This is a genomic window from Pseudoalteromonas sp. QJM3NY_12 (assembly GCF_056173165.1).
In genome coordinates, this window is the sequence record NZ_CM149661.1 from 2,819,984 (window position 1) to 2,832,739 (window position 12,756).

The 12,756-nt window shown below is 41.3% G+C and carries 14 protein-coding genes; 11 read left to right on the forward strand and 3 right to left on the reverse strand.

Annotation, left to right across the window (positions count from 1 at the left end):
• The first annotated feature begins 13 nt into the window (after positions 1–13).
• The 3 genes from gshB (at position 14) to ruvX (ending at position 2,374) form a co-directional block, all read left to right on the forward strand.
• Entirely contained in the window at positions 14–961 is a 948-nt protein-coding gene (gene gshB / locus AC0VZ5_RS13240) for a glutathione synthase (RefSeq protein WP_138609469.1), read from the forward strand.
• Between the two features lie 122 nt (positions 962–1,083).
• A complete protein-coding gene (locus tag AC0VZ5_RS13245; protein WP_010391585.1) occupies positions 1,084–1,641 on the forward strand; it encodes a YqgE/AlgH family protein in 558 nt (185 codons plus the stop codon).
• Between the two features lie 283 nt (positions 1,642–1,924).
• Positions 1,925–2,374 (forward strand): Holliday junction resolvase RuvX, encoded by a 450-nt coding sequence (gene ruvX / locus AC0VZ5_RS13250; protein ID WP_013465849.1) that lies wholly within the window; start codon positions 1,925–1,927, stop codon positions 2,372–2,374.
• 204 nt (positions 2,375–2,578) lie between these two features.
• Here the strand turns inward: ruvX and AC0VZ5_RS13255 are convergent, their stop codons facing one another.
• On the reverse strand, positions 2,579–3,715 hold the full coding sequence (locus AC0VZ5_RS13255) for a PilT/PilU family type 4a pilus ATPase (RefSeq protein WP_138609270.1): 1,137 nt from the start codon (positions 3,713–3,715) through the stop codon (positions 2,579–2,581).
• 9 nt (positions 3,716–3,724) lie between these two features.
• Positions 3,725–4,765 carry a type IV pilus twitching motility protein PilT gene (locus AC0VZ5_RS13260; RefSeq protein ID WP_010391590.1) on the reverse strand — a complete coding sequence of 347 codons (1,041 nt, stop codon included), beginning with the start codon at positions 4,763–4,765 and terminating at the stop codon, positions 3,725–3,727.
• Positions 4,766–4,767: 2 nt separating this feature from the next.
• Here AC0VZ5_RS13260 and AC0VZ5_RS13265 point away from each other — a divergent pair, with 2 nt between their 5' ends.
• From AC0VZ5_RS13265 to AC0VZ5_RS13300, 8 genes are all read left to right on the forward strand, one after another.
• On the forward strand, positions 4,768–5,481 hold the full coding sequence (locus tag AC0VZ5_RS13265) for a YggS family pyridoxal phosphate-dependent enzyme (protein WP_178956570.1): 714 nt from the start codon (positions 4,768–4,770) through the stop codon (positions 5,479–5,481).
• Positions 5,482–5,498: 17 nt separating this feature from the next.
• Positions 5,499–6,320, forward strand: a complete 822-nt coding sequence (gene proC, locus AC0VZ5_RS13270) for a pyrroline-5-carboxylate reductase (RefSeq protein ID WP_138609266.1) — start codon at positions 5,499–5,501, stop codon at positions 6,318–6,320.
• 26 nt (positions 6,321–6,346) lie between these two features.
• Complete coding sequence (locus AC0VZ5_RS13275; protein ID WP_008113334.1) at positions 6,347–6,880, forward strand: YggT family protein; 534 nt, start codon at positions 6,347–6,349, stop codon at positions 6,878–6,880.
• Positions 6,881–6,938: 58 nt separating this feature from the next.
• Positions 6,939–7,382 carry a DUF4426 domain-containing protein gene (locus tag AC0VZ5_RS13280; protein WP_055012523.1) on the forward strand — a complete coding sequence of 148 codons (444 nt, stop codon included), beginning with the start codon at positions 6,939–6,941 and terminating at the stop codon, positions 7,380–7,382.
• Positions 7,383–7,384: 2 nt separating this feature from the next.
• Entirely contained in the window at positions 7,385–7,984 is a 600-nt protein-coding gene (locus AC0VZ5_RS13285) for an XTP/dITP diphosphatase (protein ID WP_138569545.1), read from the forward strand.
• On the forward strand, positions 7,981–9,117 hold the full coding sequence (gene hemW / locus AC0VZ5_RS13290) for a radical SAM family heme chaperone HemW (protein WP_138609264.1): 1,137 nt from the start codon (positions 7,981–7,983) through the stop codon (positions 9,115–9,117). The genes AC0VZ5_RS13285 and hemW overlap by 4 nt, the downstream gene beginning before the upstream one ends.
• An 84-nt stretch (positions 9,118–9,201) precedes the next feature.
• Positions 9,202–11,034, forward strand: a complete 1,833-nt coding sequence (locus AC0VZ5_RS13295; protein ID WP_178956572.1) for a DUF885 domain-containing protein — start codon at positions 9,202–9,204, stop codon at positions 11,032–11,034.
• 104 nt (positions 11,035–11,138) lie between these two features.
• Positions 11,139–11,798, forward strand: a complete 660-nt coding sequence (locus AC0VZ5_RS13300) for a hypothetical protein (protein WP_138569547.1) — start codon at positions 11,139–11,141, stop codon at positions 11,796–11,798.
• Here the strand turns inward: AC0VZ5_RS13300 and AC0VZ5_RS13305 are convergent.
• Positions 11,790–12,506: an SIMPL domain-containing protein gene (locus AC0VZ5_RS13305; protein ID WP_075169840.1), complete on the reverse strand. Its 717-nt coding sequence runs from the start codon at positions 12,504–12,506 to the stop codon at positions 11,790–11,792. The genes AC0VZ5_RS13300 and AC0VZ5_RS13305 overlap by 9 nt on opposite strands.
• Positions 12,507–12,756: the final 250 nt, after the last annotated feature.

The following is a 12,756-nucleotide window of genomic DNA, read 5'->3' on the forward strand; positions in this document are numbered from 1 at the left end:
TAAGGCACAGCGCATGGCAATTAAGTTAGGTATTATTTCAGATCCTATTAGTGGATTTAATATTAAAAAAGACACCGGTTTTGCAATGATGATGCAAGCGCAAACCCGTGGCTACGAAATTTACTACATGGAAATGGATGATTTATCGCTGCGTCAAGGCAATGCCTACGCCACTGCAGCCAAAGCGCAGGTTTTTGATAACGCAGAAAAATGGTACCAACTTGAAGAAAAAACCACCATTGCGCTGGCTGATTTAGACGTTATTTTAATGCGTAAAGATCCGCCTTTTGATACTGAATATATTTACGCAACCTATATTTTAGAACGTGCTGAGCAAGCGGGTACTTTAGTTATTAATAAGCCACAGAGCTTGCGTGACGCCAATGAAAAACTATTTACAGCTTGGTTTAGTGAGCACACACCTGATACATTAGTTACCCGCAGCCAAAAGCAAATCCGTGAATTTTTAGCCCAGCACAAGGATATTATTTTAAAACCACTGGATGGTATGGGCGGTGCTTCTATTTTTAGAGTAAAAGCAGATGATGCCAATATTGGCGTAATATGCGAAACCTTAACTGAGCATGGCAGTCGCTTTGCGATGGCGCAAAATTACATTGAAGAGATCACTCAAGGTGACAAGCGCGTATTGGTTGTTGATGGTGAAGTTATTCCTTATTGCTTAGCGCGTATTCCACAAAACGGCGAAACGCGCGGTAACTTAGCCGCCGGCGGACGTGGTGAAGCACGCCCAATTAGTGAGTCAGATCTTAAAATTGCTCAAGCAGTTGCCCCTACATTGAAAGAAAAAGGCTTAATATTTGTTGGCTTAGATATCATTGGCGATAAGTTAACTGAAATTAACGTAACAGCACCAACCTGTGTTAAAGAAATTGAGGCCGCTTACGACATTTCTATTACCGGTATTTTATTTGATGCCATAGAGAGAAAACTTAGCTAAAGCCATAACAAACTTTAAGCGCTGACGCTTCTATAGTCATCGCTTAAAGTTGAATAAATTTTTAGTGTTAAAACATGGGACTATGCCATACTCAAGATTCAATAACTAAAGGGGTAAAAATTATGCAGTCATTAGAAAATCACTTTTTAATTGCAATGCCATCAATGCAAGACCCTTTTTTTAAACGTGCGGTCACTTATATTTGTGAACACAATGAAGAAGGCGCTATGGGACTTGTTATCAATCAGCCGATTGATGTTACCGTAGGTGAGCTACTCGACAAAATTGATATTGATAACGATAAGTCGCAACATGCCGCGCAAGTGACAGTGTATGCTGGCGGGCCGGTAAAAACGGATCGTGGCTTTGTGCTACATTCACCAAAACCTGGGTACTCGGCAAGCCAAAAATTGAGCAGTGATATTATGATCACTACCTCAAAAGATGTATTAGCCACATTAACTACCGCTCAAGCACCCGAGCAATTTATAATTACCTTAGGTTACTCAGGTTGGGAGCAAGGCCAGTTAGAACAAGAGCTACTTGATAATAGCTGGCTGATTATAAAAGCCGACCCCAAAATAATTTTTGATACCCCAGTGGAAAAGCGCTGGGAAATGGCAGTCTCTATGCTTGGTTTTGATGTTAGCCAATTAAGCCCCGAAGCTGGACATGCTTAGGGTCTGTTGACCTTTGCAGATTAAAATTTGTTCAAACTAGGGGCGGTTTAATCGCGGCGCGAAGTTTGTAACCTAGTGGGCTAAGTAAAAACCGAGCAACAAAGAGTAAATCGCCCCTAGGCAGAACCCTTCGGGCAGCGCCTGTTTGGCATTGATGCTGCGTTATCGCCTATTTATGGGGAATAACCACACCACAAAGGCTCTGCCTTGCCTAAATACCAAACAGACTGCTGCAAATTCAACCTTGAAAGGTTAACAGACCCTAATAACATAAAAGACAAACATGACTAAAAAAACAGTAAAACCGCAAGGTGAGCGCACCGTAATGGGATTTGATTTTGGTACTAAGAGCATTGGTATTGCAATTGGTCAAGAATTGACAGGCAGCGCCACCAGCCTAAAGGCGGTGAAAGCTCAAGATGGCATCCCTAATTGGGATGACATTGCTGTACAGGTAAAAGAGTGGCAACCTGACTTAATGGTGGTTGGCTTACCGCTTAATATGGATGGCACTTCTCAAGAGGTTACCTTTAAAGCCAAAAAGTTCGCCAACCGTTTGCATAATCATTACGGTATAGCGGTTCATACTCAAGATGAGCGCTTAACTACCGCTGATGCTAAAGCACGGTTGTTTGAACGTGGTGGTTATAAAAACTTAGGTAAAGGCAACGTAGATAATATGTCTGCGGTGATAATTCTAGAGAGCTTTTTTGAAGCCAGTTATGGCGAATAAATTGATTTAACAAAAAAAGCGCTTAAAGCGCTTTTTTTATGCGTGGATTTAGATTTGGGTCTATTAACCTTTGCGGATTAAAACTCGTTCAAGTAAGGGGCGATTTAATCATGGCGCGAGGTTTATAACCTAGCTGGCTCGATAACTGCTCCTACGTTATACTACTGGCTTATATCCATGTAGGCAGCAACGAGTTAATTGTCCTTAGGTAATATTACCTTTATCATCAAGGCCATCAATGGTTACACCTTGCAAAAAGCCTGCCCCTTGCTGCTCGTTATTACGCAGTTTTATCATTAAACGTAAATCATTTGGCGAGTCTGCATGATGAAGTGCATCGGCATAGTTAATCCGTTGCTGTCTGTAAAGCTCAAACAGCGCTTGGTCAAAGGTCTGCATGCCCATTTCAGTTGATTTGGCCATAGTTTCTTTAATACCACCAATGTTACCGTTTTTAATCAGCTCACTCACCATTGGCGTATTCAATAATACCTCTATAGCAGCAGCACGTCCCTCACCATCAGAGGTAGGGATAAGCTGCTGGGCAATAATAGCGCGTAAGTTTAATGCTAAATCATATTTAAGCTTATCGTGCTTCTCTTTTGGAACTAAGTGCATAATACGATCAATAGCTTGGTTAGCATTGTTAGCATGTAAGGTGGCAACACATAAATGACCTGTTTCTGCAAAGCTTAACGCATACTCCATAGTTTCTTGCGATCGAATTTCACCAATCAAAATAACATCAGGCGCTTGGCGTAAAGAGCTTTTTAGTGCTGACTCAAAACTTTCAGTATCTAAGCCCACTTCACGTTGAGTAATAATGCTTTTTTTATGTTCATGAACAAACTCTATTGGATCTTCTATAGTTAAAATATGCCCACGTTGATTGCGATTTCTATAACCAATAAGCGCCGCCAAAGACGTTGATTTACCGGTTCCCGTACCACCGACAAATAATACCAGTCCGCGCTTTGACATAATCACATCTGTAAGCGCTGAGGGCAATCCAAGTTCTTTTACATCAGGTATTTGGGTCACAATCCGGCGAATAACCATCCCCGCTCTATCGCGTTGCCAAAAAGCCGAAATACGAAAGCGCCCTTCGCTGGTTGCAATCGCAAAGTTACACTCTTTGGTGTTATGAAACTCTGCTTTTTGCTTTTCACTCATCGCTGATTCAACTAATTCCAGCGCTTGCTCATCGGTTAGCTTGTCATCATTAAGAGGTATCAGCTCGCCATTAATTTTAGCGCTAATAGGCAGCTGGCTTGATACAAATAGATCAGAGCCTTTTTTGTCGATCATTATTTGTAAAAAGTGATTTAGAGATAAAGTCATAATAATTCCTTAAGCGCTAAACTGCGTCTTATCTTGTGCTTTTGTATACGCCGCTGAGTGAGTGATAATGCCTCTGTTAACAAGGTTTGTTAAACATTGATCCATGGTTTGCATGCCCTGCGACGCACCGGTTTGAATCGATGAGTACATTTGAGCAATTTTATCTTCACGAATTAAGTTACGAATAGCAGGCGTTGCCAACATGATTTCGTGTGCAGCCACTCGCCCTCCACCGACCTTTTTGATCAGTGTTTGTGAGATAACCGCACGCAATGATTCCGAGAGCATAGAGCGGATCATGTCTTTTTCTTCACCAGGAAATACGTCAATAATACGGTCAATGGTTTTAGGTGCCGACGTGGTATGCAAAGTGCCAAACACTAAGTGACCAGTTTCAGCAGCAGTCATAGCAAGGCGAATAGTTTCTAGATCTCGTAGCTCACCTACCAAAATAACATCAGGGTCTTCACGCAATGCACTTCGCAAGGCATTAGAAAAACTATGTGTATCGCGGTGAACTTCACGCTGGTTAATTAAGCTGAGTTTATTATCGTGCACAAATTCGATAGGATCTTCAATGGTCAGTACATGATGATGTTTATTTTGATTTATATAGTCCACCATGGCTGCGAGTGTAGTCGACTTACCTGAGCCTGTAGGGCCGGTAACTAATACTAAGCCTCGTGGGTTATCTGAAATTTGTTTGAATATTTCCGGCGCGCCCAAATCTTCAAGTGTCAATACATCACTCGGGATAGTACGAAACACGGCAGCAGGACCACGATTAGAGTTAAAGGCATTTACACGAAAACGTGCTAAATTAGGGACTTCAAAAGAAAAATCCACTTCGAGATTTTGTTCATAGTCCTTACGCTGGTTATCGTTCATAATGTCATAAACCAGACTGCTGACTTCTTTATCTCCAAGTGCTGGTATATTAATACGTCGCACATCACCATCAACACGTATCATAGGTGACACCCCTGATGATAAGTGCAAATCTGATGCTTTATGTTGCACACTAAATGCCAATAATTCGGTGATATCCATTTATGACTCCACAACTAACTGATAAATATATGGTTACAATAGCAGAACGACTCACATCCGCCTACGCTAGAATTGCAGAGGCAGCGCAAAATGCACAGCGTAATAGTAACGAAATTACGTTACTTGCAGTATCTAAAACCAAACCCGCCTCTGATATTATGGCAGCTTATGAGCAAGGGCAACGCCAATTTGGTGAATCTTATGTTCAAGAAGCTGTAGATAAAATAGCGCAACTAGCCACATTTAGCGATATTGTTTGGCATTTCATTGGCCCTATACAGTCAAATAAAAGCGCTTTGGTGGCTGCTAATTTTGACTGGGTACAAAGCGTCGATAGACTAAAAATAGCAAAACGCTTAAACGCTCAGCGCCCACAGGAAATGCCCGCTCTTAATGTACTGATACAAGTTAATATTAGCGCAGAAGATGCTAAATCAGGCTGTACCATAGAAGAGATTGACCAACTAGCGCAATTTATAAGTCAGTGTTCACAGTTAAAATTACGCGGACTAATGGCTATTCCTGCAAAAAGTGACGATGCTAACACGCAAATTCAATATTTTGAGCAATTACAAACTTGCTTTGATAAACTACAGACCCAATATCCTCATATAGATACGTTGTCGATGGGGATGAGTAACGATGTAGAGACTGCCATAGCGGCAGGTTCAACCATGGTGAGGATCGGCACAGATATTTTTGGAACACGAACTTAAAAGGTGATAACAGACATATGTCAGATAAAAAAATCGCATTTATAGGCACAGGTAATATGAGCTACGCCATCATTGGTGGCATGGTAAAAAACGGCTTTAACGCAAACAATATTATTGCAACTAACCGCAACCAAGAAAAACTAGCCAAGGTAGCATCCGACTTTAAGGTGCAAACCACCAGTGATAATAACGAAGCTATGCGCGATGCAGATGTCATTGTTCTGTCTGTTAAACCACAAATGATGGGCGACTTGTGCCAATCATTTCAAGATTCAGGCATCGACTTTAGTGATAAATTATTTATCTCAGTCGCTGCAGGCTTAACCGTTAAACGCTTACGTGAAATGCTTGGCCAAGATGTGAAAATGGTGCGTTGTATGCCAAATACACCGTCGTTACTTGGCCGTGGTGTATCGGGCTTATATGGCGCTGGCGAAACGCAAAGCGAACATGAATTTGTACAACAAGTTTTTGAATGTACAGGTATAGTTGTGTGGGTAGAGCAAGAATCGCAAATTAACGATATCATTGCTGTGACAGGCTCATCGCCAGCTTACTTTTTCTTATTTATGGAAGCGATTGAAGAAAAAGCGAAAGCACTTGGCTTTAATGATGAAGACGCGCGTCGCTTAGTACAGCAAACAGCGCTAGGCGCAGCTGAAATGGCACTTAGCCAACCAGATATTAGCATTTCGCAACTGCGTGCAAATGTAACCTCAAAAGGCGGTACCACGCATGCAGCTGTTGAGCATTTAAAAGCGCAAGGTTTAACCCAAACTGTGGGTGATGCAATGGATGCGTGTATTGCGCGTGCAGTGCAAATGGAACAAGAACTTTAAAACCATTTTTTATTGAAGGTTATACTATGAATGCCATGCAATTTTTAATTAGCACCTTGTTTGATCTATTTTTAATGGTGGTACTACTGCGTTTTTGGCTACAGTGGGCAAAAGCCGACTTTTACAACCCGATGAGCCAATTTGTGGTCAAAGCCACTTCGTTTGCAGTTAACCCGCTGCGAAAAATCATTCCAGGGCTAGGCGGGCTTGATTTAGCCTCTTTGTTGCTGGCATTTATAGTGGCTGCGGCAAAAATAAGTACATTAATGTGGCTTATTTATAGCTCTTGGGCTATTCAACCTGTGCTTATACAGGCGCTAATAACTGTTTTAAAAGAAGGTTTAAATTTAGTCTTTTGGGTGTTAATCATCCGCGCTATTTTAAGCTGGGTAAGCCAAGGCTATAACCCAATTGAAGCGGTATTCCATCAGCTTACTGAGCCAATGTTAAAGCCGATCCGTAAAATCTTACCTCCACTAGGAGGCTTAGACTTATCGGTATTGGTACTGATCATCGGCATTCAGTTTTTACAAATGCTGCTAATGGACCTTTTAGCTTAAGCACAACGTAATATAAAAGAGGCCTAGCGCCTCTTTTTTACATACTCAGGAGTTAACCATGCAACGTTTAATAAAGTTTTGTTTTATTGCTTGTCTCGCTTTAGCATTTAATGCACACAGCGCTCAAGAACAAGGCGCCCAATACAAAGAACTAGGCCCTTGGCAAGTTCATTACATAGCCTTTCCATCAACGTTTATTCAACCGCAAATAGCTAAAGCCTATGACCTTGAGCGTAGTGGCTATAAAGGTATTGTTAATATTTCAATATTAAAAAATAATGCAGATAAAGCCGCTCAAAAAGCGACATTACAAGGTATCGCTAAAAACTTATTAGGTAACAAGCAAACCCTTAACTTTAAAGAAGTCGTTGAAGGCGATTCAATTTATTACCTAGCACAAGTAGATTACACCAACGAAGAAATTTTACGTTTTGAAATTGAAATCCAACAAGGTAATCAGTTTCAAACATTAAAGTTTAAGCAAAAATTTTACGTAGATTAAATATGACCAACACCTTAGTACTTGCAACCGGTAACCCCGGAAAAGTGAATGAGCTGGCTAACATGCTCAGCTCACTTAATATTAATGTTGTACCGCAAAGCGACTTTAATGTCAGTGACGTAGCCGAAACAGGCACCACGTTTGTAGAAAACGCGATAATTAAAGCGCGTCATGCGGCTAAAATTACCGGACTGCCTGCTATTGCAGATGATTCAGGCTTAGAAGTGGATGGCCTGAATGGCGCGCCAGGTGTTTACTCTGCTCGTTTTGCAGGAAATAGCGCAAGCGATCAAGATAATATCGATAAATTACTGGCTGATTTAGGCAACAACCCTAATCGCAGCGCTCGCTTTTGGTGTGTGTTGGTACTAATGCGTCATGCCGACGACCCTACTCCACTTATTTGCAGTGCTAGCTGGGAGGGCGAAATTACCCTTAGCCAACACGGTAAAGGTGGCTTTGGTTACGATCCTATCTTTTTTGTACCATCAGAAAATTGTACCAGTGCAGAGCTTACAAAAGAGCAGAAGAATGCACTAAGTCACCGTGGGCAAGCACTTAATAAATTACTACAAGAGTTACAACACAAAGGCGGCCTGTGAACCTTCCTCCACTGAGTTTATATGTGCACGTGCCTTGGTGCGTGCAAAAATGCCCTTACTGCGACTTTAATAGCCACGGGCAAAAAGGTGACATCCCTGAAGCTGAATATGTACAGCACTTAATTGACGATTTAAAAGCTGATTTACACTTAGTACAAGGGCGAAAAATTCACAGTATTTTTATTGGCGGCGGCACGCCAAGCCTATTAACCGGCGCAGCATATACCCGTTTACTCAATGAAATCGATAACCTAATTGGTTTAAGCGATAACTGTGAAATAACCCTTGAAGCAAACCCGGGCACAGTCGAAACTGGCCGTTTTAAAGATTATGTAAAAGCAGGGATTAACCGTATCTCTATTGGCGTGCAAAGCATGCAAAATGATAAGTTAAAAGCCTTAGGCCGAATTCATGGTGCCGATGAAGCCTGTTATGCGGCACAACAAGCTACTGAAGCAGGGTTGAATAGCTTTAACCTTGATTTAATGCATGGTTTACCAGGGCAATCTCTCGATGACGCACTAAGTGATTTAAAACAAATTATTGCCCTGAGCCCTCCACATATTTCTTGGTATCAGCTCACCATTGAGCCTAATACACAATTTGCTTCAAAACCGCCCACGTTGCCGCAAGATGAGACCTTATGGGATATTCAAGAACAAGGCCAAGCATTATTAGCACAAGCAGGCTATCAGCAATACGAAATATCGGGGTATGCAAAACCGGGCTTTCAATGCCAACATAACTTGAATTATTGGCGGTTTGGCGATTATCTTGGTATTGGCTGTGGCGCCCATGGTAAGGTCACTGATGCGAAAACGGGGGTGATAACACGCACTGAAAAGGTTAAACATCCACGGGGCTACATGGACATTATTAAGCCCTACTTGTACAAAAGCTGGCAAGTAGAACAAGACGACTTAGCGTTTGAATTTTTTATGAATCGCTTTCGTTTAACAGAGCCATGCCCGATTGAAGACTACAGTGCACTGACTAATCAGCCATTACAAAGCCAACAAGCGGCTTTGAATAAAGCCATTAACACAGGTTTATTAATAGAAAAAGACGGCCATTGGCAAGTAAGCCTTAAAGGCCATCGCTTTTTAAATGACCTGCTAGAATTGTTCGTATAACGCTTTTGGCGTTATGCGCATGTAAAGTAAATACATGAAAAATTAAAATACCCTAATGGGTTTCTAACAACAAAAGGGAAACGAATGCGTAAACTTACTCTAATTGCTGCCACGGTAAGCGTGGCACTGCTTGCTGGTTGCCAACAAGCAACACAACAATCAACGCCAGCACCGGCGGTTCAAGCTCAACCGGTACAAAGTGAAATTGATAAAGCGAATGCTTTTTTTGAAGACACTTTTAATCGTGATGTAATGAGCAGCCCAGTTTATCAAACCTACATGGGCATCAAAAAAGATTACGATAAATGGGATGACAACAGCGAAGAAAAAGCGCTTAAAGACTTGGCGCAAACTAAAGCCGATTTGGTCACCCTCAACAGCATTAACCGTGCGCAATTAGATGCAGCGACTCAAGTAAGTTATGATTTAAAAAAACAAGATTTAGAAGCCAGCATTGCTGATTTTAAATGGCGTTACCATAACTACCCAGTAAACCAGATGTTTGGTACGCACTCTATGGTGCCGGCTTTTTTAATTAACCAGCATCAAATTAGCAACGTAAAAGAAGCCAACGATTACATTGCTCGTTTAAATGGGGTGCCAGGTGTATTTGAGCAACTTATTACCGGCTTAGAAATTCGCGCCGATAAAAACATTATTGCACCTAAATTTGTATTTCCACACGTGATTGATTCAAGCAAAAACATCATTAAAGGTGCGCCGTTTGAACAAGGTGAAGATTCTACGCTTTTAGCTGACTTTAAACGCAAGGTAAATGCATTAGAAATCGACCAAGCTGAAAAAGATGCACTTATTAGTAAAGCGACTAAAGCATTAAAAACAGCAGTTAAACCTGCTTACTCTAAGTTAATTAACTACATTGCACAGCTAGAAAAACGTGCTGATGACCGTGACGGTGCTTGGAAATTCCCTGATGGCGAAGCGTTTTACAATAACGCGCTTAAACGTACAACTACGACAGACCTTACTGCAAAAGAAATTCATGCTATTGGTCTTGCCGAAGTGTCACGTATTCATGATGAAATGCGTGCTATTAAAGATAAAGTTGGCTTTGAGGGCGACTTAAACGCTTTTATGCAGTTTATGAAAACCGACAAGCAATTCTACCTTGCTAATACTGAAGCGGGTAAAGCGCAGTACCTAAGTGAAGCTAAAGGCTTAATTGATAACATGAAAACACGCTTAGATGAGCTGTTTATTGTAAAGCCAAAAGCCGACATGATAGTAAAACGTGTTGAAGCTTTCCGTGAAAAAGCGGCAGGTAAAGCGTTTTATCAACAACCTGCGCCAGATGGTTCTCGCCCAGGTATTTACTACGCCAACCTATACGACATGGAAGCAATGCCAACTTACCAAATGGAAGCTCTAGCTTACCATGAAGGTATTCCGGGTCATCACATGCAAATTGCTATTTCACAAGAATTAGAAGGCGTGCCTAAGTTCCGTAAATTTGGTGGTTACACAGCCTACATTGAAGGTTGGGGTTTATACTCAGAGTTACTACCAAAAGAAATGGGCCTTTATGAAGACCCGTATTCAGATTTTGGTCGTTTAGCTATGGAGTTATGGCGTGCCTGTCGTCTAGTGGTTGATACCGGTATTCACGCAATGAAGTGGACTCGCCAAGAAGGTATTGATTACTACGTTAACAACACTCCTAACGCCACTTCTGACGGTGTAAAAATGGTTGAGCGTCATATTGTAATGCCATCACAAGCAACGGCTTACAAAGTAGGTATGCTGAAAATATTAGAACTACGTGAAGCAGCTAAAGAGCAACTTGGCGACAAGTTTGATATTCGTCAGTTCCACGACGTAGTGCTTAAGAATGGCCCTGTACCATTGAACGTTCTAGAAAACTTTGTTGATGAGTGGGTTGCTAGCAAACAAGCTTAATTATCAAGTAACTACTTAAACATATAAAAGGTCGCAATTGCGGCCTTTTGTTTTATAAAGCAAAAAATTAAGCTAGGATAAAGTAGGTATTCAAGGAGAACAAAATGGATCTAAGCATACAGCTACTCAATGCGCGTATTAAACAACAACAGTTTGATGAGCTTGATAACGACTTTAAAAAGCTTACTGACGCTCAAAAAGTGATGCAGCTTAATTACCTGTTTGAAAGCGCGTTACGCATGAGTATTAAATACGATTTTATGCAAAACATTGCCGTGCGAATTTTAGCGAGCAATACGCCACCAGCGCCGTTTATTGAACAGCTAACCAGTTTAGATGCACTGAGCTTTTTTACTCCTGCGCTTAAATTAAATAAAGGCTTTATTAGTACAGATAGCCATGGCAATAACGTGTTACATAATGTGTTCAAGCACGCAGCGCCGAGTCAATTGCCTTTTAACTATGTTCGCTCGTTAATGTTATTTGAATCTAATGAAGAGTTACTGCATGCATTGGCGCAAATCAATCAGTACGGGCTCACTCCTGTGGCCAGCTATATCGTTTATGCACATAAGCCTAACATTCCGGTAAAGCATGAATTCTCAGCCTTACTGGCATTAATGGAAATAGAACAAAAACAAAATCCTAGAGCAAAATTACAATTGCTTGAGGCATTAAAAAACGACCCTCCAAGCGAAATTACCTTGCTGTTAAGCGCCGCATATTTACAGCGCTCTACTGAACAAGTAGCGGCACTAATCTGATAAGTAATATTCTACGCTAGTAACCACGCGTACATTTTTAATTTGCGGTGTGTTTGAATCCCGATCGCTAATACTAAACTGCCCTTGGCGTGCGGTTTTAATTTTACCTAAAAGGGAGTTTGAATCTTTCGCAAATTTATTTGCTACTTCACGAGCTTTTTCTGTGGCTTCTTGCACCATGGCTGGCTTTATATCGTTAAGCCCAGTAAAAATATATTCAATACGAGTTTGATAGTTATCTTGCACTATGGCTATATTTTGTTTAGCTAACTGACTCACTTTACTCAGTGCGTTTTTAACTTTATCAGGGGCATTAGAGTAAACAATAATATTTGAGCTAATAACGTATCTAAACTTTTGATTGTCGTTCGCGTATTCACGCGCTTGCTTATCAATAATAGATTGAGTGCCTGTCGATATTTCCTCATCATCAAAGCCATGTAGCTTTAAAAAGGCAATTACGGCATCGTTTTTTTGCTCAACTCGCTCAACAAGCTTTTCAAGGTTGTTATCGGCGTCATTAAACTGCAGCGGCCAAATAACAGTATCAGCGACCACTTCACGCTCTGCTAAGCCTTTGACCTGAACAGTGCGCTCCATGCCTTTAATATCAAGTGCGGCTCCTTTGATGATAAAGCCCAATGCAATTAAGCCGATGCTTAAACAAACTGCTGCCATAACAACGGTTACATTCGATATTTTATTCACTTCACTCTCCTTGATTAGGGTCTGTTGACCTTTGCGGATTAAAACTTGTTCAAACTAGGGGCGATTTAATCGCGGCGCGAGGTTTGTAACCTAGTGGGCTAAGTAAAAACCGAGCAACAAAGAGTAAATCGCCCCTAGGCAGAACTCTTCGGGCAGCGCCTGTTTGGCATTTATGCTGCGTTATCGCCTATTTATGGGGAATAACCACACCACATAGGCTCTGCCTTGCCTAAATACCAAACAGACTGCT

Excerpts from the sequence above, each read along its gene's own strand:
- AC0VZ5_RS13295 (WP_178956572.1), top strand. The coding sequence starts at position 9,202 with ATGCGTAAACTTACTCTAATTGCTGCCACGGTAAGCGTGGCACTGCTT.
- AC0VZ5_RS13265 (WP_178956570.1), top strand. The coding sequence starts at position 4,768 with ATGACTCCACAACTAACTGATAAATATATGGTTACAATAGCAGAACGA.
- AC0VZ5_RS13245 (WP_010391585.1), top strand. The coding sequence starts at position 1,084 with ATGCAGTCATTAGAAAATCACTTTTTAATTGCAATGCCATCAATGCAA.
- gshB (WP_138609469.1), top strand. The coding sequence starts at position 14 with ATGGCAATTAAGTTAGGTATTATTTCAGATCCTATTAGTGGATTTAAT.
- ruvX (WP_013465849.1), top strand. The coding sequence starts at position 1,925 with ATGACTAAAAAAACAGTAAAACCGCAAGGTGAGCGCACCGTAATGGGA.
- AC0VZ5_RS13255 (WP_138609270.1), bottom strand. The coding sequence starts at position 3,715 with ATGACTTTATCTCTAAATCACTTTTTACAAATAATGATCGACAAAAAA.
- AC0VZ5_RS13260 (WP_010391590.1), bottom strand. The coding sequence starts at position 4,765 with ATGGATATCACCGAATTATTGGCATTTAGTGTGCAACATAAAGCATCA.
- proC (WP_138609266.1), top strand. The coding sequence starts at position 5,499 with ATGTCAGATAAAAAAATCGCATTTATAGGCACAGGTAATATGAGCTAC.
- AC0VZ5_RS13300 (WP_138569547.1), top strand. The coding sequence starts at position 11,139 with ATGGATCTAAGCATACAGCTACTCAATGCGCGTATTAAACAACAACAG.
- AC0VZ5_RS13285 (WP_138569545.1), top strand. The coding sequence starts at position 7,385 with ATGACCAACACCTTAGTACTTGCAACCGGTAACCCCGGAAAAGTGAAT.
- AC0VZ5_RS13280 (WP_055012523.1), top strand. The coding sequence starts at position 6,939 with ATGCAACGTTTAATAAAGTTTTGTTTTATTGCTTGTCTCGCTTTAGCA.
- AC0VZ5_RS13275 (WP_008113334.1), top strand. The coding sequence starts at position 6,347 with ATGAATGCCATGCAATTTTTAATTAGCACCTTGTTTGATCTATTTTTA.